Origin of the sequence: Desulfovibrio sp. Fe33 (genome assembly GCF_028532725.1) — a bacterium.
Lineage (GTDB): Bacteria > Desulfobacterota > Desulfovibrionia > Desulfovibrionales > Desulfovibrionaceae > Pseudodesulfovibrio.
The window spans coordinates 389,076-410,827 of the sequence record NZ_JAQKGU010000001.1 but is presented as its reverse complement, the minus strand read 5'-3'; the positions used below and the strand labels follow the sequence as shown (position 1 = coordinate 410,827).

22 protein-coding genes are annotated in these 21,752 nt (G+C 62.7%); 16 read left to right on the top strand and 6 right to left on the bottom strand.

Features of this window, described 5'->3' with window-relative positions; genetic code table 11:
• The first annotated feature begins 8 nt into the window (after nt 1-8).
• Together atpD and PSN43_RS01975 are read left to right on the top strand one after the other, a co-directional pair.
• Nucleotides 9-1,406, top strand: a complete 1,398-nt coding sequence (gene atpD / locus PSN43_RS01980; protein ID WP_272699037.1) for a F0F1 ATP synthase subunit beta — start codon at nt 9-11, stop codon at nt 1,404-1,406.
• A gap of 12 nt (nt 1,407-1,418) precedes the next feature.
• Nucleotides 1,419-1,838 (top strand): F0F1 ATP synthase subunit epsilon, encoded by a 420-nt coding sequence (locus tag PSN43_RS01975; RefSeq protein WP_272699036.1) that lies wholly within the window; start codon nt 1,419-1,421, stop codon nt 1,836-1,838.
• A gap of 498 nt (nt 1,839-2,336) precedes the next feature.
• On the opposite strand, the gene waaF is transcribed toward PSN43_RS01975, so the two are convergent.
• The gene (gene waaF, locus PSN43_RS01970) at nt 2,337-3,374 is read right to left on the bottom strand and encodes a lipopolysaccharide heptosyltransferase II (protein WP_272699035.1); all 1,038 of its coding nucleotides are present in this window, start codon (nt 3,372-3,374) and stop codon (nt 2,337-2,339) included.
• Nucleotides 3,375-3,466: 92 nt separating this feature from the next.
• Between waaF and PSN43_RS01965 the strand changes: the two genes are divergently transcribed.
• The 4 genes from PSN43_RS01965 to PSN43_RS01950 all read left to right on the top strand — a co-directional run bounded on the left by PSN43_RS01965 (nt 3,467) and on the right by PSN43_RS01950 (nt 7,574).
• On the top strand, nt 3,467-3,706 hold the full coding sequence (locus tag PSN43_RS01965) for a hypothetical protein (RefSeq protein ID WP_272699034.1): 240 nt from the start codon (nt 3,467-3,469) through the stop codon (nt 3,704-3,706).
• Between the two features lie 292 nt (nt 3,707-3,998).
• A complete protein-coding gene (locus tag PSN43_RS01960; RefSeq protein WP_272699033.1) occupies nt 3,999-4,655 on the top strand; it encodes a Crp/Fnr family transcriptional regulator in 657 nt (218 codons plus the stop codon).
• A gap of 179 nt (nt 4,656-4,834) precedes the next feature.
• A complete protein-coding gene (gene cooS / locus PSN43_RS01955) occupies nt 4,835-6,709 on the top strand; it encodes an anaerobic carbon-monoxide dehydrogenase catalytic subunit (protein ID WP_272699032.1) in 1,875 nt (624 codons plus the stop codon).
• 70 nt (nt 6,710-6,779) lie between these two features.
• Complete coding sequence (locus tag PSN43_RS01950; RefSeq protein ID WP_272699031.1) at nt 6,780-7,574, top strand: ATP-binding protein; 795 nt, start codon at nt 6,780-6,782, stop codon at nt 7,572-7,574.
• Between the two features lie 58 nt (nt 7,575-7,632).
• Here the strand turns inward: PSN43_RS01950 and PSN43_RS01945 are convergent, their stop codons facing one another.
• Together PSN43_RS01945 and PSN43_RS01940 are read right to left on the bottom strand one after the other, a co-directional pair.
• Nucleotides 7,633-8,352 (bottom strand): M48 family metallopeptidase, encoded by a 720-nt coding sequence (locus PSN43_RS01945; RefSeq protein WP_272699030.1) that lies wholly within the window; start codon nt 8,350-8,352, stop codon nt 7,633-7,635.
• Nucleotides 8,349-8,780: a DUF523 domain-containing protein gene (locus PSN43_RS01940; protein WP_272699029.1), complete on the bottom strand. Its 432-nt coding sequence runs from the start codon at nt 8,778-8,780 to the stop codon at nt 8,349-8,351. The genes PSN43_RS01945 and PSN43_RS01940 overlap by 4 nt, the downstream gene beginning before the upstream one ends.
• Nucleotides 8,781-8,855: 75 nt before the next feature.
• Here PSN43_RS01940 and PSN43_RS01935 point away from each other — a divergent pair, with 75 nt between their 5' ends.
• The 3 genes from PSN43_RS01935 to PSN43_RS01925 all read left to right on the top strand — a co-directional run bounded on the left by PSN43_RS01935 (nt 8,856) and on the right by PSN43_RS01925 (nt 12,578).
• Entirely contained in the window at nt 8,856-10,010 is a 1,155-nt protein-coding gene (locus PSN43_RS01935) for an MFS transporter (protein WP_272699028.1), read from the top strand.
• A gap of 163 nt (nt 10,011-10,173) precedes the next feature.
• Entirely contained in the window at nt 10,174-11,427 is a 1,254-nt protein-coding gene (locus tag PSN43_RS01930; RefSeq protein ID WP_272699027.1) for a response regulator, read from the top strand.
• Between the two features lie 2 nt (nt 11,428-11,429).
• Nucleotides 11,430-12,578, top strand: coding sequence for an HD domain-containing phosphohydrolase (locus PSN43_RS01925; RefSeq protein ID WP_272699026.1), 1,149 nt, complete (start codon nt 11,430-11,432; stop codon nt 12,576-12,578).
• Between the two features lie 38 nt (nt 12,579-12,616).
• On the opposite strand, the gene PSN43_RS01920 is transcribed toward PSN43_RS01925, so the two are convergent.
• Nucleotides 12,617-15,220 carry a PAS domain S-box protein gene (locus tag PSN43_RS01920; protein ID WP_272699025.1) on the bottom strand — a complete coding sequence of 868 codons (2,604 nt, stop codon included), beginning with the start codon at nt 15,218-15,220 and terminating at the stop codon, nt 12,617-12,619.
• 196 nt (nt 15,221-15,416) lie between these two features.
• Here PSN43_RS01920 and PSN43_RS01915 point away from each other — a divergent pair, with 196 nt between their 5' ends.
• The 5 genes from PSN43_RS01915 to phoU all read left to right on the top strand — a co-directional run bounded on the left by PSN43_RS01915 (nt 15,417) and on the right by phoU (nt 19,285).
• Nucleotides 15,417-15,965 carry a chemotaxis protein CheD gene (locus tag PSN43_RS01915; protein WP_272699024.1) on the top strand — a complete coding sequence of 183 codons (549 nt, stop codon included), beginning with the start codon at nt 15,417-15,419 and terminating at the stop codon, nt 15,963-15,965.
• A 50-nt stretch (nt 15,966-16,015) separates the two neighbouring features.
• Complete coding sequence (locus tag PSN43_RS01910; RefSeq protein WP_272699023.1) at nt 16,016-16,978, top strand: glycosyltransferase; 963 nt, start codon at nt 16,016-16,018, stop codon at nt 16,976-16,978.
• A 71-nt stretch (nt 16,979-17,049) separates the two neighbouring features.
• Nucleotides 17,050-17,709 carry an AMIN domain-containing protein gene (locus tag PSN43_RS01905; RefSeq protein ID WP_272699022.1) on the top strand — a complete coding sequence of 220 codons (660 nt, stop codon included), beginning with the start codon at nt 17,050-17,052 and terminating at the stop codon, nt 17,707-17,709.
• A 120-nt stretch (nt 17,710-17,829) separates the two neighbouring features.
• Nucleotides 17,830-18,591 carry a phosphate ABC transporter ATP-binding protein PstB gene (pstB, locus tag PSN43_RS01900; protein WP_272699021.1) on the top strand — a complete coding sequence of 254 codons (762 nt, stop codon included), beginning with the start codon at nt 17,830-17,832 and terminating at the stop codon, nt 18,589-18,591.
• 28 nt (nt 18,592-18,619) lie between these two features.
• Nucleotides 18,620-19,285: a phosphate signaling complex protein PhoU gene (gene phoU, locus PSN43_RS01895; RefSeq protein ID WP_272699020.1), complete on the top strand. Its 666-nt coding sequence runs from the start codon at nt 18,620-18,622 to the stop codon at nt 19,283-19,285.
• Nucleotides 19,286-19,553: 268 nt separating this feature from the next.
• On the opposite strand, the gene PSN43_RS01890 is transcribed toward phoU, so the two are convergent.
• Nucleotides 19,554-19,925 carry an Hpt domain-containing protein gene (locus PSN43_RS01890; RefSeq protein ID WP_272699019.1) on the bottom strand — a complete coding sequence of 124 codons (372 nt, stop codon included), beginning with the start codon at nt 19,923-19,925 and terminating at the stop codon, nt 19,554-19,556.
• Nucleotides 19,926-19,960: 35 nt separating this feature from the next.
• On the bottom strand, nt 19,961-20,365 hold the full coding sequence (locus tag PSN43_RS01885; protein ID WP_272699018.1) for a winged helix-turn-helix transcriptional regulator: 405 nt from the start codon (nt 20,363-20,365) through the stop codon (nt 19,961-19,963).
• Between the two features lie 161 nt (nt 20,366-20,526).
• Here PSN43_RS01885 and PSN43_RS01880 point away from each other — a divergent pair, with 161 nt between their 5' ends.
• Both PSN43_RS01880 and PSN43_RS01875 read left to right on the top strand, forming a co-directional pair.
• Nucleotides 20,527-21,036: a nitroreductase family protein gene (locus PSN43_RS01880; RefSeq protein ID WP_272699017.1), complete on the top strand. Its 510-nt coding sequence runs from the start codon at nt 20,527-20,529 to the stop codon at nt 21,034-21,036.
• 10 nt (nt 21,037-21,046) lie between these two features.
• Nucleotides 21,047-21,622, top strand: coding sequence for a flavodoxin family protein (locus PSN43_RS01875; RefSeq protein ID WP_272699016.1), 576 nt, complete (start codon nt 21,047-21,049; stop codon nt 21,620-21,622).
• Nucleotides 21,623-21,752: the final 130 nt, after the last annotated feature.

Sequence of the window (21,752 nt, the reverse complement as noted above, 5' to 3'; positions counted from 1 at the left end):
TATGAAAAATGGCTAATACTGGTAAAATCGTTCAGGTAATCGGCGCCGTCGTCGACGTCGAATTTGCCGAAGGGAATCTTCCCAACATTCTGTCCGCGTTGGAGATCAAAAACCCCAACAATACGGACGCACCCGATCTGATCTGCGAAGTCGCCCAGCATCTGGGCAACAACGTGGTTCGCACCATCGCCATGGACGCCACCGAAGGTCTGGTCCGCGGCATGGCGGCGGTCGACACCGAGTCGCCCATCACCGTTCCGGTGGGTTCCGGCTCCCTGGGCCGCATCATGAACGTCGTCGGCAAGCCCGTCGACGAACTGGGCGAAGTGCCCTGTGAAAAGCGGTTGCCCATTCACCGTTCGGCTCCCGCCTTCACCGACCAGTCCACCAAGGTGGAACTGCTCGAAACCGGCATCAAGGTCGTCGACCTGCTCATCCCGTTCCCCAAGGGCGGCAAGATGGGCCTCTTCGGCGGCGCAGGCGTCGGCAAGACCGTTATTCTCATGGAGATGATCAACAACATCGCCAAGCAGCACGGCGGCATCTCCGTGTTCGCCGGTGTTGGTGAGCGCACCCGTGAGGGCAACGACCTCTACCACGAAATGAAAGAAGCCGGCGTTCTGGAGAAAGCCGCGTTGGTCTATGGCCAGATGAACGAGCCTCCGGGAGCCCGCGCCCGCGTCGCCCTGACCGCTCTGACCTGCGCCGAGTACTTCCGCGACGAGGAAGGCCAGGACGTGCTTCTCTTTGTCGACAACATCTTCCGCTTCACCCAGGCGGGTTCCGAGGTGTCCGCACTGCTCGGCCGTATGCCTTCCGCGGTTGGTTACCAGCCGACCCTGGGCACCGACCTTGGTGGCCTGCAGGAGCGCATCACCTCCACCAACAAGGGTTCGATCACCTCGGTCCAGGCCGTTTACGTGCCCGCCGATGACTTGACCGACCCCGCGCCGGCCACGACCTTCGCGCACCTTGACGGTACGCTGGTTCTGTCCCGCCAGATCGCCGAGCTCGGCATCTACCCCGCGGTGGATCCGCTGGACTCCACGTCCCGCATCCTGTCCCCGGACGTTCTGGGCGCGGAACACTACAATACCGCTCGTGAAGTCCAGTCCGTGCTCCAGAAGTACAAGGACCTTCAGGACATCATCGCCATTCTCGGTATGGACGAACTGTCCGACGACGACAAGCTGACCGTTGCCCGCGCCCGTCGCGTCCAGCGCTTCCTGTCGCAGCCGTTCCACGTGGCGGAGGTCTTCACCGGCGTTCCGGGCGTGTACGTCAAGACCGAGGACACCGTTAAGGCGTTCCGCGACATCCTGGACGGCAAGTACGACGACCTGCCGGAACAGGCCTTCTACATGTGCGGCCCCATTGAGGAAGCCATCGAAAAGGCCAAGCAGTAAGCGAGGTACCTCATGGCCACATTGAAGCTTGAAATTGTCACTCCCGATCGGAAAGTTCTTTCCGAGGACGTGGAATACGTGGGCGCGCCCGGCATCATGGGCGAATTCGGCGTGCTGCCGAACCACGTGCCTTTCCTGTCCGCTCTCGGGATCGGCAATCTTCACTACAAACAAGACGGCAAGGCGTTCTACGTCTTCGTCTCCGGTGGCTTTGCCGAAGTCAGCAACAACCAGGTCACCATCCTGGCGGAAGTTGCCGAGAAGGCCACCGAGATCGACGTCGATCGCGCCATGAAGGCCAAGGACCGCGCCGAACAGCGCACCACGGCCTCCAAGGAGAAGATCGAGGCCGCCCGCAACCAGGCCGCTCTGAAACGCGCCATCTCGCGCATCAGCTGCAAATCCAGCGGCCAGAACGCAGGCACCTGCTAACCTCGACCTACCCACTCACACACAACAAAGGGGCGATTCCGCAAGGAACCGCCCCTTTTCATTGCTCCACACTCCCAACGCCCCCCCGCGCACGCCGCAAAGCGCCGATGGGGATGCAAGGGGGCGCTCCCCTTGCCCGCCGGAGGCGAAATCACCCGACACCGACGCCGAAGGCGGCTTCCCCTCTATTCTCCCCCCGCGTAAATCAGCCCCCCTCAGTCTCTTATCTCCTTGATTACCCGCAAATGAATGCCGAAACGACAATAAGCCGACCCAGCCCGATCCCCCCGCACACTCCGCGAAGCGCCGACGGGGATGCAAGGGGGCGCTCCCCTTGCCCGTCGGAGGCGAAATCACCCGACACCGCCGCCGAAGGCGGCTTCCCCTCTATTCTCCCCCCGCGTAAGGCGGACACCCAATCAGCGTGATATCCCCGCTCCGCACGAAAAAAGGCGGCTCCGAAGAGCCGCCTTTTCCGCCTGACCGCGAAACAACAACCTAGGGCCAGAGCTTCTTTCTCAACTCGGACCAGACATGGTCGGGCGTCAACTCCTTCATGCACCGGAAATGGCCTTTGGGGCATTTCCGGGGGCCGTGCAGACCGCAGGGACGGCAATCCAAATCCGTCTCCAGCACGGTCGAATTCGCTCCGCGCGGGAAAAAGCCGAGGGATTCCACGGTGGGACCGAACAGGGCCACCAGAGGCACATCCTGCGTCCAGGCCAGATGCATGGGACCGGAATCATTGGTCAGATAGGCGTCAAGCTTGCCGAGACAGGCCGCGAGCTTGGGCAGAGACAACTTGCCCGCAAGATTGGTCACGTGATGCGGAGCGACTTCGGCCCCGTCAATAATCCGTGCGGCCAGCTCCTCCTCGCCCGGCCCGGCAAAAACGAGCACATGCGCGCCGCCGTCCGAAGCGCGGCGCACGATCTCGCTGAAATATTCCTCGGGCCAGCACTTCGTCGGCCAGGTGGAGCCCGGATGGATGCCGAGCACAGGCCGGTCGGCGTCGATGCCGCCGCGAATGCGTTCGGCGGCGCGCATGGCCCCGCTCGGCAGGACCAGCCGCGCCTCGGGAGCAGGGCCGTCGATCCCCAGCGGACGGGCCAGTTCCATGAGCCGCTCGATCTCGGCAAGCTCGTTGAAGCGGCGATCCACGGTCTCGGTGTATGCGAAACGGTTGTACCACGGCGCGCTGTAGCCGATGCGCCTGGGAATGCCGGTGGCCCGCGCCACGACGGCCGAACGCAAACTCGCGTGGGCGGAGATCCACAGGTCGAATTCCTCCCTGCCGAGAGCCCGTCCCAATCGCATGGCGGCCCTCAGGGACTTCTGCGCCCCGCGCTTGGCAAAGGGGCGCACCCGCGCGATTTCCGGTTGCCCGGTAAACACGGGTTCCACCCCGGCGCGCACGAAGAAATGAATCTCCGCGTCGGGGTAGCGATCCTTAAGGGCCCTCAGAAGGGGCAAGGTCAAAACGGCGTCGCCCAGAAACGCTGTCTGCCAGACGCCGATTTTTTTGTATTCGCGCATGGGGTGTACGTGTATCCTGTCACGCAGGTTGAGGCAACATCTTGATCTGCGGCCGCCCAGCGGATAGTCTGGCCGCACAAAAGGAGCCATTCATGAAGTACATCATGTTCGAAGACTTTTCCGGCGCGCCCGTGCCCATCATATTCCCCAGCCGCATCAACTTTGACGAGATGCGCGAACAGATGCCCTACACCAAGGCCCTTTCGGCCGGGTACATCACCCTCACACACGAAGGCGTGCGCTGCCACGGCCAGTCCAAGTCCCTGCAACTTGAGACCGGTCCCGACGACGCAGCCGTCATCCAGGCCAAGTTCGAAGACGCCGAGAGCTAGGCTTTCTTCGGCCGGGAATAAGGATTCCCCCTCATTTGAACGGGCCGCGCGGCTGAACGCGAGGCCCCGCTTTTCCCTTATCCTTTCGAAACAGGTCGTAGGACTTTCGCAACATTCAAAAAAACCGTTGCAGTCCAGCCCCTTTTCACGATGCCGGGAAAAACGGCACGGATCGCCCCGACCTCTACGGTGCAACAATATTCCGGACTACGGTGGTCTCAAATTCAAATGGATTATTTGCCCGGCATGACCTATGCTGGCACCAGGACTATCCAGCCTGTGTGGGGAGAACATGAAATTTACCGGCGTCAATCTGCTGGACGAGCTTGCCAGGGAGGAGTTGAAGGAACTCCGGGACCTGTTCAATGCCCGTTCCTTTACCGGCGGAACCATCATCTACACCCCGGAAGAAGCGGAGAACCTCGTCTTCATCGTGGGCAGGGGTCGCGTGCGCGTCTACCTGGCCTATGCGGAAAAGGAATTCACCCTCGGCATCCTCAATCCGGGCGACGTCTACGCCACTCATGCCGAATGCTACGTGCAGGCGCTGGACGACGCCGAACTGCTCACGGCGCCGGTTCATGCGGTCAGGCGGGTCATGGACTCCGTGCCCACCTTCACGCGCACCATGGTCCGCGTGCTCGGCCACATCCTCAAGAACTCCTTTCTCATCATCGGCGGCCTCGCCTTCAAGGACATCTACTCCCGGCTCATGGACTTCATGCTTGTCCAGGCTCGACAGTCGGGCGTGCCCGAAGGGGAAGGCATACGCCTCTCCCTGGACCTGACCATAGAGCAGCTTGCCCAGCATATGGGGGCTTCCCGCCAGACCGTATCCACCCTCCTGGGAGAACTCTCCCGCGCCGGGCTTGTGCTCAAACAGGCACGCGGGGTGTTCTTCATCCCGGACATGGACGCCCTTGAACGTGCCGCAGGCACGGAACGCTGACCCATCGGGACATCTCCGGGCTTCGGTTGATCCTTTTTTAATTTTCATACGCCTTTTGTCGGTTATCTGACAGACGCAGGCTTTCCACTATCCTATGCATTGGTGAAAGTGGCGTTTTGTCTCGCCACGGGGATGGAGCGGTCCAATCCTTTCGAACCATGCCAGCATTAGGAGTCCACATGAGCAGAGAACCGAAGCCCATTGACGAACTGACCATTTGGGACGACGCCAAAGCGATGATCCGCAAGGGACGCGCCGAAGGCATCGAAACCGTACACGAACGGCTCGCCAAACAACCACCCTGTAAAATTTGCGAGTTGGGCACCAGTTGCCGCAACTGTACCATGGGGCCCTGCCGCATCACCGCGAAAAGCCCGCGCGGCGTCTGCGGCGCGGACGCGGATGTCGTGGTGGCCCGTAACTTCGGCCGGTTCGTGGCGGGCGGCGCGGCCGGACACTCCGACCACGGCCGGGACCTCATCGAGGTGCTGGAAGCCATCCTGACGGAGGAGACCGAAGATTACCGGATCACCGACCAGGCCAAGCTGCTCCGCCTGGCCGGGGAACTCGGCATCGAGGTCGACGGACGTGATTTCAAGGAAGTGGCCGAAGACGTGATGGAGTGCTGTTTCGCGGACTTCGGCTCACGCAAGAAATCCGTGGGGTTTCTCTCCCGCGCGCCCGAAGTGCGACGCAAGAAGTGGGACGCGCTGGGCATGACGCCCCGCGGCGTTGACCGCGAAATCGCCGAGATGATGCACCGGACCCACATGGGCTGCGACAACGACGCGCCCAACACGCTGATCCACGCGGCCCGGACCGCCCTGGCCGACGGATGGGGCGGCTCCATGATCGGCACCGAGCTGTCGGACGTCATCTTCGGCACGCCCACCCCCAAACGATCCTCGGCCAACCTCGGCATCCTGAAGGAGGACCAGGTCAACCTGCTGGTCCACGGGCACAATCCCGTGGTGTCCGAGATGATCCTGGCCGCCGCGCGCGAACCGGAAATGCTGGCCCGGGCCAAAGAACTGGGCGCGACCGGAATCAACGTCGGCGGGCTCTGCTGCACGGGCAACGAACTGCTCATGCGCCAGGGCGTACCCATGGCCGGAAACCACCTGATGACCGAACTGGCCATCCTCACCGGCGCGGTCGAGGCCATCGTGGTGGACTACCAGTGCATCATGCCCAGCCTCGTGCAGATATCGGGCTGTTATCACACCAAATTCATCGACACGGCCAACAAGGCGCGCTTCACCGGGGCCATCCACTTCGACTTCCAGCCCAAAACGGCCATGAAGCAGGCGCGCGAGATCGTCTCCATCGCGGTGGAGAGCTTCGCGGAACGCGACGCGTCCCGCGTGGAGATTCCCTGCGAGCCGGTTGAGATCATGACCGGCTTCTCCAACGAGGCGGTCATCCAGGCCCTGGGCGGCTCCCTGACCCCGCTCATCGAGGCCATCGCCGCCGGCGACGTCCGCGGCGCAGTGGGCATCGTGGGCTGCAACAATCCCAAGATCAAACAGGACTCCCTGAACGTCGGCCTGGCCAGGGAACTCATCAAGCGGGACATCCTCGTTCTCGTCACCGGCTGCGTGACCACCGCAGCGGGCAAGGCCGGGCTGCTGGTCCCCGAGGCCATCGAGCAGGCCGGTCCCGGCTTGAAAAAAGTCTGCGGCGCGCTCGGCATACCGCCCGTGCTGCATTACGGCTCCTGCGTGGACAACGCCCGCTTCCTCCAACTCTGCGCGGCTCTGGCCAACGAGTTGAAGGTCGATATCTCGGACTTGCCCGTCGGCGCCTCCTCGCCGGAGTGGTATTCCGAAAAAGCCGCCGCCATCGGGCTCTACGCCGTTGCGTCGGGCATCTACACACACCTTGGCCATCCGCCGAACATCCTGGGGTCCGAAACGGTGACCAACCTCGCCGTTTCCGGGCTCGAGGACCTGGTCGGCGCGACCTTCTTCATCGAACCTGATCCGGTGAAGACGGCCGAGATGTTCGACACTCGCATCAAGGCGAAGCGCAAGGCTCTGGGCCTCGGCGAGTAGGCTTTCCCTTGGCCGGGGAGACCTCGAAAGGGGTCTCCCCACATCATAAGAATCAACCAGGAGCGATTGCATGAAGATAGCCATGGCGGGCAAGGGCGGCGTGGGCAAGACTTCGTTGACCGCATGGCTGGCCGACCGGCTGGCCCGAAACGGCAAGGACGTCTGGATGGTGGACGCGGACACGGCCCTTTCCCTGGGGCAGGCTTCCGGACTTTCCCCTGAGGAGCTTCCGGTCCCGCTCATCCGGCGCGGCGACCTTATCCGCGAGCGAATCCACGCGGGCGGCTTCCTGGACCTCAACCCGGACGTGGGCGACCTGCCGGAATCCCTGGCCGTGGATATTCCCATCGCCGGACCGGCGGAACCCGGCATCGCACCGGGCCGCAAACGGCTGCTGGTCATGGGAGCCGTGACCAACGCGGGCGGCGGCTGCGCCTGCGACGCCAACGCACTGCTCAAGGCGCTTCTCGCCCATGTGGTCATGGACCGCGACGCCTGGGTGCTGGTGGATCTGGAAGCCGGAGTGGAACATCTCGGCAGGGGAACGGTAGCCCATGTGGACGGATTGGTCGTGGTCTCCGAGCCCAGTATGCGCAGCCTCCAGACCGGCGCGGAGGTAGGCCGCATGGCGCGCGACCTCGGCCTCGACAATCAGGTCCTGGCCCTCAACCGCCACATGGGCGGCACTCCCCCGGCACTGGACGGGCTGCCCGAGCGACTCGTATCCATCCCGCCCCTGCCCGGCCTGATGGAGCGGCAGATGACCGACGCCTCGGTCCTCGGCCTCCCCGAGACCGCCCAGGTGGACAAACTGGCGGATGAACTCCTGGACATGCTGGCCCAAGGATCGAACACGGCGTCCTGATGCGACGCCCCCTGCCGTGGAGGCTTCCCTGATTTGAAAAGATATCGCCGCGGCCGGATCAGACGAACCAGGGGGGCACGAACCGACCTCCCCGGCCGACCTCGCCCTCAAGCCGCCGATAATCCGGCTCGAAACCGGCCACGAAGGCCCAGTATGCTTCGGAGTGATTCAGGTGGCGGGTGTGGCAAAGCTCATGGAGCAGCAGATGGTCCACCAGCTCCGGGGGCAGGAACAGCAGCTTGGCGTTGAGAGAGATGGTTCCCCGCGACGAGCAGCTCCCCCAACGGGTCTTCTGGCTGCGCACGCGCAGGGCGGCGTAGGTCAGTCCGGTCTTGCGGCTGACCCGGTCGAGCCACGGCAGAAGCGCTTCACGCGCTTTCCTCACCGTATGGCGGCACAGGGCCGCGACGACCGCGTCCCTTTCCGCAACCGGACCGGACACCAACAACCGGGCAGCATTCTCCGTGACCCGGACCTTGCCGGGCCGGTCCAGGTAATCCACCCGGACAACCCTGTCCACGGCGCGGTATTCGATGATTTCCGGCGGCTCCGGCGGTTCGCCGGTAAGATCGGTTCCGGCGGCGGTCATGCGGTCCCGGGTGCGCTCGATCCACGACCGTTTCTCCTCTAGGATGTCCGCCACCAGGGTTTTGTCGAACCGTTTCGGCGTGACCACCTCCAAACCCCGGCCTGGCACCAGCTTCACCAGCACCCGCCGGGCGCGCGGGTTGGCCTTGACGGTCAGGGGCAGCCCGGCGAATTCCGTGCGTCCGCTCACTCCGCCAGGTCCTCCTCGGTGCGCACGGCGATGCCGTTTTCCTTGAGCAGCCGGGCAAAGAATCCGTCGCCCGGAACGCGCGTGGAAGTGAAGGAGCCGTCATAAATCACGCCCGAGCCGCAGGACGGGGAACGCGCCTTGAGCACGGCCTCGCGGCAGCCCGCGAGCTTCGCCAGGCGAAGTCCTTCCTCGGCCCCGCGCCGGAATTCGGCGGTACGGTCCACGCCGTCGGCGTCCACCACCTTATCGCCGAGAATCTCGCACGGGCGGCGGGGGGTGGGCAGGCCGCCGAAGGCCTCAGGGCAAAACGGGATGGCCCGGCCTTGGCGAATCAGGTCCACAACAGGCTCGAACGGTTCGGCCTCGCCATTGTATCGGCAATAGATGCCCGCCAGGCAGGCGGACACGATGATGGGTGCGTCTTTCATGGGCCGACTCTACACTTGATCTTTACCGGGTCAAAGACCTATTGTCTCACTCTCCGTAACCGAGGACCCGCTTCCATGACAGACGCATACAAAAAACGCCGGATGTACCTCTTCCTCCTGGTTCTGGTCATCTGCTCCGGCGCGGCCTTCCAGGGCTGGCGCACCCTGCTCAACAACTTCGCAGTGGAGGCCGCCGGGCTGGACGGCCTGGGCATGGGCGTGGTTCAGTCCGTGCGCGAGGTGCCCGGTTTCCTGGCCCTGCTGGCCATCTACATGATACTGTTCATCTCCGAACACCGGCTGGCCGCCCTGTCCGTGATCGTGCTCGGCCTGGGCGTGGCCATGACGGGACTTCTGCCCTCGCTGGCGGGCCTGGTCTTCACCACCCTGGTCATGAGTTTCGGCTTCCACTACTACGAGACCATGAACCAGTCCCTGACCCTGCAATACTTCGACAGGACCGAGGCCCCCGTGGTCATGGCCCGGCTCAGAAGCATCACCGCCCTGACCAACATCACCGTGGGCGCGGTCATCTACTTCCTGGCCAAGGCGCTGGGCTATACCGAGATGTTCGCCCTGCTCGGCGGTGTGGCGGTTTTCGCCGGGCTGTGGGCGCTGACGCGCGACCCCTCCCGCCCCGACCTGCCTCCCCAGCTCAAGAAGATGACCTTCCGCCCGAGATACTGGCTCTTCTACGCCCTGACCTTCCTGAGCGGCGCGCGGCGGCAGATATTCGTGGCTTTCGCCGTGTTCCTGCTGGTCTCCAAGTTCGGCTACTCCATCAAGCAGATCACCATCCTGTTCGTCTGCAACAACATCATCAACTACTTCGCCAACCCGATCATCGGGCGGTCCATCAACAAATACGGCGAACGCGCTGTGCTGACCGTGGAATACACCGTCCTGACCTTCGTTTTCCTGGGCTACGCCCTCACCGACAGCGCAATCCTGGCGGGGGTCCTCTATATCCTGGACAACATCGTCTTCAACTTCGCCATCGCCATCAAAACCTTCTACCAGAAGATCGCGGACCCGCAGGACATCGCCTCGGGCATGGCCGTGGGCTTCACCATCAACCACATCGCCGCCGTGGCCGTGCCGATCACAGGCGGCCTCATCTGGCTGGCCGACTACAGGCTGGTCTTCCTGGTGGCCGTGGGGCTTTCCCTGGTCTCCCTGGGCCTGTCCCAACTGGTTTCCGGCCAAATTCGCGCAGGCTCCGAGAGCTGACCCGGCTCCCGGTCCCGCTTTCACAGCCTCCGCTTCCCAGCTCTTTTCCCCGTCTTTCGGGGCATCTTATAATTCTCCGTCCGCGTGAATTCGTTTACGGTGTATTGAAAACATGCATTCCTCCCAGGAGGGAAGCCCGCACCAGAACAAGGATCGCCACGCAATGACAAAGATACGACTGCTCTTCGTGGACGACGAGGACAACGTCCTCGCCGCGCTGCGACGCATGTTGCGGAACAAGCGAAACGACTGGGACATGACGCTGGTCAACTCAAGCCCGGCCGCGTTGGAGGTCCTGGAAAAGGCCCCCTTCGACGTCATCGTCTCCGACATCAAGATGCCTGGCATGGACGGAGCCGAGCTCCTGACCCGTGTGAAGGACCTTTACCCCGGCACCATCCGCATCGCCCTGTCCGGCCAGGTGGACCTCAACGAGGTCATCCGCTCCATCCGCTCCGTGCACCAGTATATTTCCAAGCCGTGCACCGCCGACGTCCTCATAGCCCGCATTGAGGGCGCCCTGCGCTCCAAGGAGGTCCTGACCGACCGCAAGATGCTCAACCTGGTCACGGAAATCGAGGCCCTCCCGGTCATCCCCAAGATATTCCAGGAAATCCGCGACGAGCTATCCAAGCCCGAGCCGTCCATAGACCGTATCGCCGCCTCCATCACCCGCGACGTGGGGCTCATGGCCAAGATTCTCAAGCTGGTCAACTCGCCTTTCTTCGGGCTGCCGACCCACATCGACTCCATGCACAAGGCCATCACCATGCTGGGGCTTGAAACCATCAAGGCCCTCATCCTGTCCACGCACCTGTTCACCACCTTCGACGCTCACGCCCTGTCCGGCCTCAAGCTGAACATGCTCTGGGAACACTGCTTCAGGGTGGCGAACATCGCGAGGCTCATCGCAGAGTGCGACAAGGCCGACAAGAACGTCATCGCCAACTGCCGCATGGCCGGGCTGCTGCATGACGTGGGCAAACTCATCCTGATAAACTATTTCCCCGAAAAATACGCGCTGGTCCTGGATTCGGTCCGGAAAAACGGCGGCCCGGTCTGCGACATCGAGCGCGACATATTCGGCACCACCCACGCGGAGATGGGCGCCTACCTCATGGGATTGTGGGGCATGGCCGACGACGTGGTCCACGCCATAGGCTACCACCACGGCCACAGGCCCTCCGACGGCTACATCCCCAACGTGGTCACCGCGGCCGACGCCATCGACCACCACTGCGTGGTCTTCCACAAGGACTACTCCCGGATCAGGATATGCAAAGCCGCGGCCCCGGATATGTTCGATGAGAAGCGGCTGCACCTCTGGCTGGACTACGTCGCGGACCGCTGGCGGACCATCGACGACTTCAACCTCGCAGACGAGAGCGTTCTCGGCGAGATCCTGGACAGGGAGTAGCCATGAAACCGAGAATTCTCCTCGTCGACGATGAACCCAAGGTCCTCTCGGCCCTGCGCCGCCAGTTGCGGGATCTCTATGAAATAGACGTCCATTCCGATCCTGCCGAAGCGCTGAAGACCATCGACAAGGCCAAGCCCTATGCGGCGGCCATCTCGGACTACAGGATGCCCGGCATGAACGGCATCGAATTCCTCAGCAGACTGAAGGAGCTCACCCCGGACACCACCAGGCTCATGCTCACCGGATATGCCGACCTGGACAGCGCCATCCGCGCGGTCAACGACGGCAACGTCTACCGTTTCCTGACCAAGCCGTGCGAGCGCGACGGCCTGCTGGGCAACGTGGCCGACGCGGTCCACCAGCACGAACTGGTCACGGCCAAGCGGATCCTGCTCGAAAAGACGCTCAAAGGCAGCGTGGACCTGCTCGGCGAGATAACCTCCCTGGTCACGCCCGAAGCGGGAGAACGCATCAACCGGGTACGCAGATACGTGCGCTATTTCGCCGAACAGAAAGGGGTCAAGGACCTCTGGCGATACGACATCGCGGCCATGCTCTGCCAGCTCGGCACGCTCATCCTGCCGCCCGGCACCCTGGAAGTCCTGCAAAAGGGCGGCAAACTTTCGCCCGAACAGACGCAGTTGTGGGAAATGCACCCGGGCGTGGCCCAGAGCCTGGTCGCCAAACTGCCCCGCCTGCAAGCCATCGCCGACATGATCGCCTACCAGCTCAAGGGATACGACGGATCGGGCACCCCCCGGGACGGAGTCAAGGAGGACGACATCCCGTTGGGCGGGCGCATCCTCAAGATTTCGCTCGACTACGACCTGGCCCGGCAGCGCGAAAAGACCCCGCAAAAGGCATTTCTCAGCATGGAAAGGGACCTGGACGCCTACGACCCGGAACTCATGTACTACCTGGAAGGAATGCTCGGAGTGGAGGCGCGCTACGCCATCCGCACCCTCCCGCTCGCAGGGCTCACCCCCGGCATGGTGCTGCACGAAGACGTGTCCTCCAACCAGGGAGCCCTGCTCCTCCGCAAGAGCGTGGAGCTGACCAAGGACAAGATCGACCGGATGCACATGTTCGCGCACACGGTCGGCATCCCCGAGGAATTCACGGTGCTCGTGCCGGAGACCCTGAACTGACGGCGAAGGCCGGTTGAACGCGCGGGGGAAGAACGGCGTTACCCGGCGGGAGGCTCCTCGAAGGGCAGGCGGACCGTGAAGGTGGCCCCTTCGCCCTCGGCCGTGTCGATCTCGATGGACCCGCCGTGCATACCGACCACCACGCTGCGGGCGATGGCCAGCCCCTGGCCCGTGCCCTTGCCCACCTCCTTGGTGGTGAAGAACGGGTCGAACGCCTTGGCAGCGACTTCCGCCGACATGCCCGTTCCCGTGTCCCTGATCTCAAGCACGGCGGATTCCCCTTCCGCGAAGGTGCGGATGGAAATGGTTCCCTGCCTGTCGGCTCCGGCGATCTTGGCTTCGATGGCATGGGCCGCATTGACGATGAGGTTCAGGACCACCTGGGCGACCTCGCCCTTGAGGCAGAACACCGGGGCGAGCGACTCGTCCGGAACGAACTTCATGCCCGCCACATACTTCCATTCGTTGGTGGACACCGTGATGGTGTTGCGCACGATCTCGTTGAGATCGTGAAACGACTTGGTCAGCTCCCCGGGATGGGCGAGCTGCCGGATGGACCGGACGATCTCGGCGATGCGCTTGAGTCCGGCCGACGACTCCTCCAGCGCGTTCGGCACGTCTTCGGCCAGGTATTCCATCTCCTCCTCGTCCAAGGCGCTCTCCGCCCGCTTGCGGTAAGCTTCGTCGGGAAACAGGTCCGGATGCGCGGAGACCATGTGCGCCAGTTCGCGGCACCGCTCGATGGTCCCGGCATAGGTCTTGAAGGCGTCGCTCAGAAATTGCAGGTTGGAGGTCACGTACTGGGTCGGCGTATTGATCTCGTGGGCGATGCCCGCAGCCAGTTCGCCGATGGATTCGAGCTTCTGCGACTGCCGAAGCTGCGACTCCACCGCCATCTGTTCGGTGATGTCGCGCCCGACGCCCACGAACCCGATAAGCTCGCCCGCATGGTTGCGGATAGGCCCGACGCTGGATTCCAGGGTGTACCGCTCGCCGTTCTTGCGCCGGTTGACGATGCGCCCCTTCCAGACCTTGCCGCCGGTGATGGTCTCCCATGTCCCGGAGGAAACGTTTCCGTTTCGCTCCCCGCCCTGGAAAAGGCCCGACGTCCTCCCCACGGCCTCCCCCCTCGAATAACCGGAGACTTCCTCGAAGGCAGGGTTCACGTAGGTCGTGATCCCGTCAAGGTCGGTCATGACGATCATCTCGGCAGCCTGGTCGATGGCCGCGGTCAGGCGGCTCATGGCCATCTGGGTCTCCTTGATCTCCGTGATGTCGGTGAAGGTGTGGATGTTTCCGGAGGGCTCGCCCCTGAGATTGCCCATCTCGACCACCTGCCACAGGGCCCAGACGAATTCCCCGTTGCCGGACATGAGCCGCAGCTCGACCTTGTCCGTGGCCGGGCCGACCCGTTCCAGCCAATGCTTCCAGACCAGCTTGCGGTCCTCGCGATGCACGCTGTTGAGCCATCCCTGGCCCGCCAACTGGACCTCGGTGGCCCTGGTCATTTCATGCATCTTCTCGTTGGCGTACAGCAGGTTCCCGGCGATATCCGTGATGATGATGGCCACCGGGGACGCCTTGGCCAGCCCGCGGAAGCGCTCCTCGGACTCCCGCTGCGCCTTGTTCGCCTTGTGGATGCGGGTGGCGTCGTTGCCGATGCACAGCAGCTCGGCGGGACGGCCCTGGTCCATGACCAGCTTGACCGTCCAGGCAACGTAGCCGTCCCGTCCGTCCGCCATGCGCACGGGGATCTCGTTCTGGCGGCCTTCGCCGCCGATGAGCTCCACCACCGCCTCCAGCCTTTCGCCCGCAGCCTCCACCATGAAGAAAGGCATGAGCTTGCGCCCCAGGAGCTCGCCGTCTTTCCCGACCAGGAAACCCCGGGCAAAGGAATTGGCGAAAGTGATCTCACCCTCCTCGTTGATGCGCAGGATCAGGTTGTTCGCGCCTTCCACCAGGTCGCGATAACTCTCCTCGCTCACCTCGATGTCCCGGATAAACGGCTCGCTGACCTTGAAAAACAAAAAGACGCCGAGCACGGTCAGGCCCACGCCCACGAAAAAGACGTTCAGGTTGGCCCGAATGAAGGGCGCGCGGATTTCGTCCAGATCGATCTGCGCCACCAGGCCGAAGCGTTCCCCGCCAAGAGGCAGGGGTGCATAGGCGGACAGGACATCGCTCCCCTGGCGGTCGGGTCCCACGAGGGTTCCGCTCTTTCCGGACAATGCCAGCATCATCGGTTCCACACCGAGCGCTTCGGGGGAAAAGCCCGCGCCCGAGGTGAATTCGCTCACGCCCCTGCCGTTGACCAACAGATAACGTACCTTGCCGCCGTCAAGCCGGGCCACGGCGAATTCGCCCGACCGGCTCTCCATTCCGAGCCTGCGCTGGGCGTGCGCCAAGCGGTCGAGAATCGCCTCGCGAGTGACGCCGGAACCGCCTGAATCCCCCCCGGCATGGGGCATTCGGCACATCTCGACGGCAAGGGCGACCTGGCTTCGCACCACATCCTGAAGCCTGACCCCTTCCTCCTCCATGGCCGTATGAAACATAAGTCTTGTGCCGTATATGGAAACCGCCGCCACCAGCGCCACCATGATGAACGACAACGACAATACCCTGCGATTCCGTCCCCGCATTCGTGTACCTCCGCGATCTCGGACTCCCGGGCAAAATGCCACACCTGGCGTCATTGTTCCTTTATTATTTGGAATCCTGACGGATCGAGGCTACAAAGGACATTGGCCATTCGCCGAGCGGTTGACTTCCTGTACAAAAATGAAGCATTTTATACTATGATGAACCGGGGGTTGCGCCCCCGAACCGGAGACGCGAATGAATACAATGGGGCCAGGGCTGCCAAGGGTCTTCCTGCAAACGGGCGACTGTTTCATCGGGGTGCAGCCCACCCTGGTGACGACCATTCTCGGTTCGTGCCTGGCCGTTACCATCCACGCACCCGGAATGGGCATCGGCACAATCTGCCACGCCTTTTTGCCGGACAGCACCGCTTCGGGCCATCACCCCCGCGGCGCGGAGCCGCAAATCTGCCGCTTCGTGGATACCGCCTTGCAGAACATGCTTGAAACGATGGATAAAATCGGCGTGCCTCGCAGGGACCTGGTTATCAAAATGTTCGGCGGGGGCCAGGGAGTGGCGATCGGCAGCGTGGAGCCGCCGGGCTCCTACAACGTCGGCAGGCGCAACATCGAGATGGCCAAGAAGCTGCTCAAATTCGCCCGCCTGGATATCAGGGCCCAGGACATAGGCGGGCCGCAGGGACGCAAGCTCATGTTCAACACCCTGACCGGCGACGTCTGGGTCAAGAAACTGGTCAAAACCCAATCAGCCGGAAACGGCAACTCGGCCGGTCCCGATTTTTGAGCGGAAGAATCGACAACGTTGACCGCAGTCATCAAGGAAGTAAACCGACTATGCGTATCCTCATGTTCGCCATCAACGACCCGGCCGGAACAGCCATCCAGTTCTGCAAGGCGTTGAACCGTCATACCGGGCACTCCGCCCGGCTCGTCACCCTGGAGACCCGCTACACCCATGGTTGGGAAAAGGATCTGCATATCCCCGACCTCGGCCCGGACGGCATGGAAGAGGTCGCTATCCTCATGCGCGAGGCCGACGTATTCCACTTCCATATGACCTGCGACGAGAACCAGTCCTTCGGGGGGCTGAAGCCCGCCGATCACCTCAAGGGCAAGGCGATCGTCCACCATCACCACGGACACCACGATTTCCGATCCAATCCCGAATCCTTCCGGGAGAAGTACCGGCGGCTCAAGCGGACCAACCTCCTCGTGTCCACTCCGGACCTGCTCAAGCTCCTGCCCGAAGCGCGCTGGCAGCCCAACCTGGTGCCCATCGACGACCCGCTGCTCAAGCCCATGTGGGGCCGCTTCGACGATCCCGGCCAGCTCAAGGTCTGCCACTCCCCCACCCGCAAGGACCTCAAGAACACCGAAGAGTTCATGGCCGCGGTCAAATACGTCAACCGACGCAACGTCTATCTTTCCGTGGACCTCATCGACGACGTGCCCAACTCGGAATGCCTGGCCCGCAAACGGCGCTGCCACGCCATGTTCGACCATATGCAAGGCTACTACGGCGTATCCAGCCTGGAAGGCCTCTCCCAGGGCCTTGCCGTCATCGCCGGACTGGACGACTGGAACCGCGCCCGCATCGCCGAATTCGCCGGGACCGGGGACCTGCCCTGGCTTACGGCGACCGGCCAGGACGACCTGGCGGCACTCCTGTTCAGATTGGCCAAGGACCGGGAATTTTGCGAGCGGACCGGCGAGGAGGGCCGCAGCTTCATGGAAAAATGCTGGTCGGACCGGCGCATAGCTCTTGAGCTGGCCGCCTTCTACGACGGCCTCCGATAGCGTCCGGCTTTGCCTTTGGACGGCAATTCCAGTATAGCCCTCTAGAGTTTTTCAATCAGCGAGGGGTACGCATGTCCAAAACGTTCAGGCACTTGTTCCTTTTACTGACGGTCTGCGCCGTGACCGCGCTCGCCGCCGGGCTTCTGTCCGCCCGGCAGGGGTTGGCCGATGACGCCGCGCGCCACCAGGTCCGCATGGCCGTCGACTTCACCGTCCTGCCCATGGTCATGCCCGACGGCAGCGAATTCCCGACCGCGCCGGGTCTTTCCCCGGAGCTCCCTGCCCCGGCGGCTCCTCCCGAGGCAGAGACATCCGCCCCCGCCGAAAGCGTCGAAAAGGCCGAAGCCGAGACAGCGCCCGCGCCAACGCCCGCGGACGGCGAGACGCCGGCCATGGCCCCTTCCGACGGCCCCGGCCTGATCCGGGCCGTGAGCCTGGACGAAACATCGCAGGGCTTCGGCATCGTCGTGGTCGCCGACCGCGCCCTGGGCGACACCTCCGTCATGAACCTGAGCGATCCCAACCGGCTGGTGGTGGACATCCTGGGCACGTGGCTACACTCGGGCGACAGCGTGATCCGGTCGGAAGGCATCGTCAAACACGTGGTCATGGGCGAACATCCGGACCGTTTCCGCATGGTCGTCCACTACCGCACCCCGCCGGACAAACCGGTCCGGCCCGATATCCAGAAAGCGGGAGAGGAACTCCATGTGCTGGTCGCCCTGCCCTAGCCCCGGCTGTTACGCAATTGTCACAAACGGGTCATTGACTCGTAACTCCACCGGGTTACTCGTGTTGCGTTGCGCTACAGGCGGAACACATCTTTTTTTATTTGCCACGGAGCACGAACAATGACGACGACCATAAAAGTGTCTTCCACCAACCTAGATTTCCACTACGGGGATTTCAAGGCGTTGGAAAACATAAGCATCGACTTCGAGTCCAATAGGGTCACGGCGCTCATCGGACCGTCCGGATGCGGCAAGTCCACATACCTTCGCTGCATCAACCGCATGAACGACCTCATCCCGGGCACCCGGGTGGACGGCAAGATGACCCTGGACGGCCAGGAAATCTACGCCCCCGGCCTGGATGTCGTGTCCCTGCGCAGACGCATCGGAATGGTCTTCCAAAAGCCCAACCCCTTCCCCAAGACCATCTTCGAGAACGTGGCCTACGGCCTGCGCGTCAACGGCGTGAAGGACAAGCAGTTCATGGAGCAGAAGGTCGAGGAAAGCCTCCAGGGAGCGGCCCTGTGGGACGAGGTCAAAGACCGTCTGCACACCTCGGCGCTGGGACTGTCCGGCGGCCAGCAACAGCGGCTGTGCATCGCCCGCGCCCTGGCCGTGGAGCCCGAGGTCCTGCTCATGGACGAACCCGCCTCCGCCCTGGACCCCATCGCCACCCAAAAAATCGAGGACCTGATCCACGAGCTCAAAAAGGAATTCACGATCATCATCGTCACCCATTCAATGCAGCAGGCGGCCCGCGTATCCGACAGGACGGCCTTCTTCTACATGGGCAAGCTGATCGAGGTGGACGACACCAAGACCATGTTCACGAACCCCGCCAACAAGCAGACGGAAGACTATATCACGGGCCGTTTCGGTTAAGCCCGGACGGCAAAGGACGCAACGCATTATGGAACAACGCGCACATTTCTCCAAGAAGCTCGAAGATTTGAAGGTCATGGTCCTGCGCATGGCGGCCCTGTCCGAGTCTGCCGTGCACAAAGCCATCCGCGCCTACCTCGAAAACGACGCGGACCTGGCCGAATCGGTCATCCTCGGCGACGAGGCCATCAACGAGATGGAAGACGACATCGACAACTTCAGCCTGGAACTCCTCGCCCTGGACCAGCCCATGGCAGTGGACCTGCGGACCATCGTCGGCGCGCAGCGCATCACGGTCAACCTGGAACGGCTCGGCGACGAGGCGGTCAACCTGGCGCATCGGGCCATCTTCCTGTCCACCAGGCCGCCCATGCCCCACAACCCCAAAATGGAAGATCTGGCCAACACCGCCAAGAAGATGCTCTCCGAGGCGCTCAAGGCCTACGTGGACGACGACGTCTCCCTGGCCGGACAGGTTTGCCGCATGGACGACAAGGCCGACGACCTGACCATCGCCATCCTGCGGCAGATGGTGGCCGACATGGTCGCCGAATCCCGCATCGTGGAACGGGGCGTGCACGCCATCATCGGTGCGCGCCACCTGGAACGGGTCGGCGACCTGGCGACCAACGTGGCCGAGACCGTCGTCTTCATCGTGGAAGGCACCAGCATGAAGCACAATTGCCGAGGCTGATCCTCTCCCGCATCGCATGAAAAAAACCCGCACGGTCCGGCTTGGGACGGTGCGGGTTTTCTCTTGAAACCTATAGGTTAACTTCCCGTTTTCGCGGCAGAGCGCGACGGAGCGAAAAACTCCCCGCCGAAGGCGCTTACAAGGGCTGCAAGGGTGCGAACCCTTGCCCGCCGGAGGCGAAATCATCCGACTATCGCCGCGAAGCGGCTTTCAACGCCTGATTTTTCTCTTCAACAACTTAAATTGACCGCTTCCTTTCAAACCGGACTTAAACGTCGTCCAACTCCGCCAGCAGTTCGGCGGCGCGCTCTTCGAGGCAGGTCAACATCCCTGCGCATCGCGCACACTCGCCCTCCTTGGCGCAACGCTCCATGGCGATGGCGGCATCGCGGACGGCTTCGGCCCGCAACGTAGCGACCACGCTCTTCAGCGTGTGGCTGTTCAGGGCCACCGCACGCAAATCCTCTTCGGCAACCCCCTGCCGCACGGCGTCGAGCCGGAACCGGATTTCCCTGGCGGCCTTGGCCAGAAGAGGAGTGAACTCCTCAAGCGTGAGACCCAAGGCCCGGCTGGCTTCGGCCGGATCGAAAACGGCTCCTCCAGGGGCCGGATTTCCTTCGTATCCCGATACATCGTTCATAAGGCTCCCCCTTACTGCCAATCATACCCCACCGCCTACCGCGAGAAAAGGGAAATCCCCTTCCGCTCGGTCCCGCTCTCGAACGGCCGCCGGGCAAACCACTCCTCGTACCGCTCCCCCCAGCGGCAGAGATTGCCGATGACCGGCATGACGCTCTCCCCCAATTCGGTCAGGGAATATTCGACCTTGGGCGGAACCTGCGCATACACTTCGCGCCGGACCACACCGTCCGACTCCAACTCGCGCAACTGCTGGGTCAGCATCTTCTGGGTGATGTTCGGGATGGACCGCTTGACCTCGCTGAAACGCATGGTCCCCTCGGAACCCAACCTGTGAATGATGATCGGCTTCCACTTGCCGCCAATGACCTGAAGGGTCAATTCCACGCTGCAATAGTATTTCTTTTCGCCGCAAACCTTCAGGGAACACGCTTCGCTCATGGTCCTTCTCCCGGTCCGACGATGCCGCGGAGCCCGTCGACCTAATGGTATATTTTTGGTTACTATAGAACTTCGAAGTGCGTACTTGAAATTTCTTCCCCATTAGCAGAAAACATCATTAAGATAAACAACGCTCCCCACCCCGAACCCGGAGGATGAATATGGAGACCCTGGAAGCCCTGCGCACCCGGCGCAGCGTACGAAAATTCGAAGACAAGCCCGTGTCCGAGGAAATGGTCCGCCAAATCCTCGAAGCCGCCATGATGGCTCCCAGCGCGGGCAACGGACAACCGTGGCAGTTCATCGTCATCAATGAACGGGAACGGCTCGACGCCATGGCCGATCTGCACCCATACGTGAAAATGGTCATGCAGGCGCAGGTGGGCATCATCGTCTGCGGCGACCTGACCAAGGAAAAATATCCGGGCTACTGGGTGCAGGACTGCGCCGCAGCCATGCAGAACTTGCTGCTCGCCGTCCATGCCCTCGGCCTGGGCGCGGTCTGGACCGGCATCTACCCCAAGGAGGAACGCGTGGCGGGATACCGGGCGATGTTCAACATCCCCGAACACGTCATTCCCCTCGGCTTCGCCCCCATCGGCTGGCCCGCGCAACGCCCGAAGTCCGAAAGCCGTTTCAATCCGAAGCGGGTCCACTACAACACCTATTAGGAGACGCCCCATGAAAGTCGTCGCGTTCAACGGCTCGGCCCGCAAGGGCGGCAACACAGCCGAATTGACGAAGCGCGTCCTGGCCAAACTGGAAGCCCAGGGCATCGAAACCGAAATGATCGAACTGGCCGGCAAGAAGATGCACGGCTGCATCGCCTGCTACAAGTGCGCCGAAAACAAGGACCGCCGCTGCGCCGTCAAAAACGATTTCGTCAATGAATGTATTGAGACGATGGACGCGGCCGACGGCATCCTCCTCGCCTCGCCCACCTACTTCGCCACCATCACCACCGAAATGAGCGCCCTTATCGACCGGGCCGGAATGGTCGGCCTGGTCAACGGCAACATGTTCGCCCGCAAGGTCGGCGCGTCCATCGTCGCCGCCCGGCGCGGCGGAGCCATGCAGACCTTCAACACCCTCAACTCCTTCTTCTTCATCCAACAGATGATCGTTCCCGGTTCCCGCTACTGGAACATGGGCTTCGGACGCGAAAAAGGTGAAGTCCTCAAGGACGAGGAAGGGATGCTCACCATGGATATCCTCGGCGACAACATGGCCTGGCTCATGCAGAAACTCCACGCCTGACGCCAAGATGACCGCCGGTAGGCATTTCCCGAAGGGACGCCTGCCCGGCGGTCTCCTTTTGAGAGACCAGAGCACCGCCTGCCCCCCCCATCGCCCCCTACGCGAAGGAAGACCGAGACAGAATCCCTTC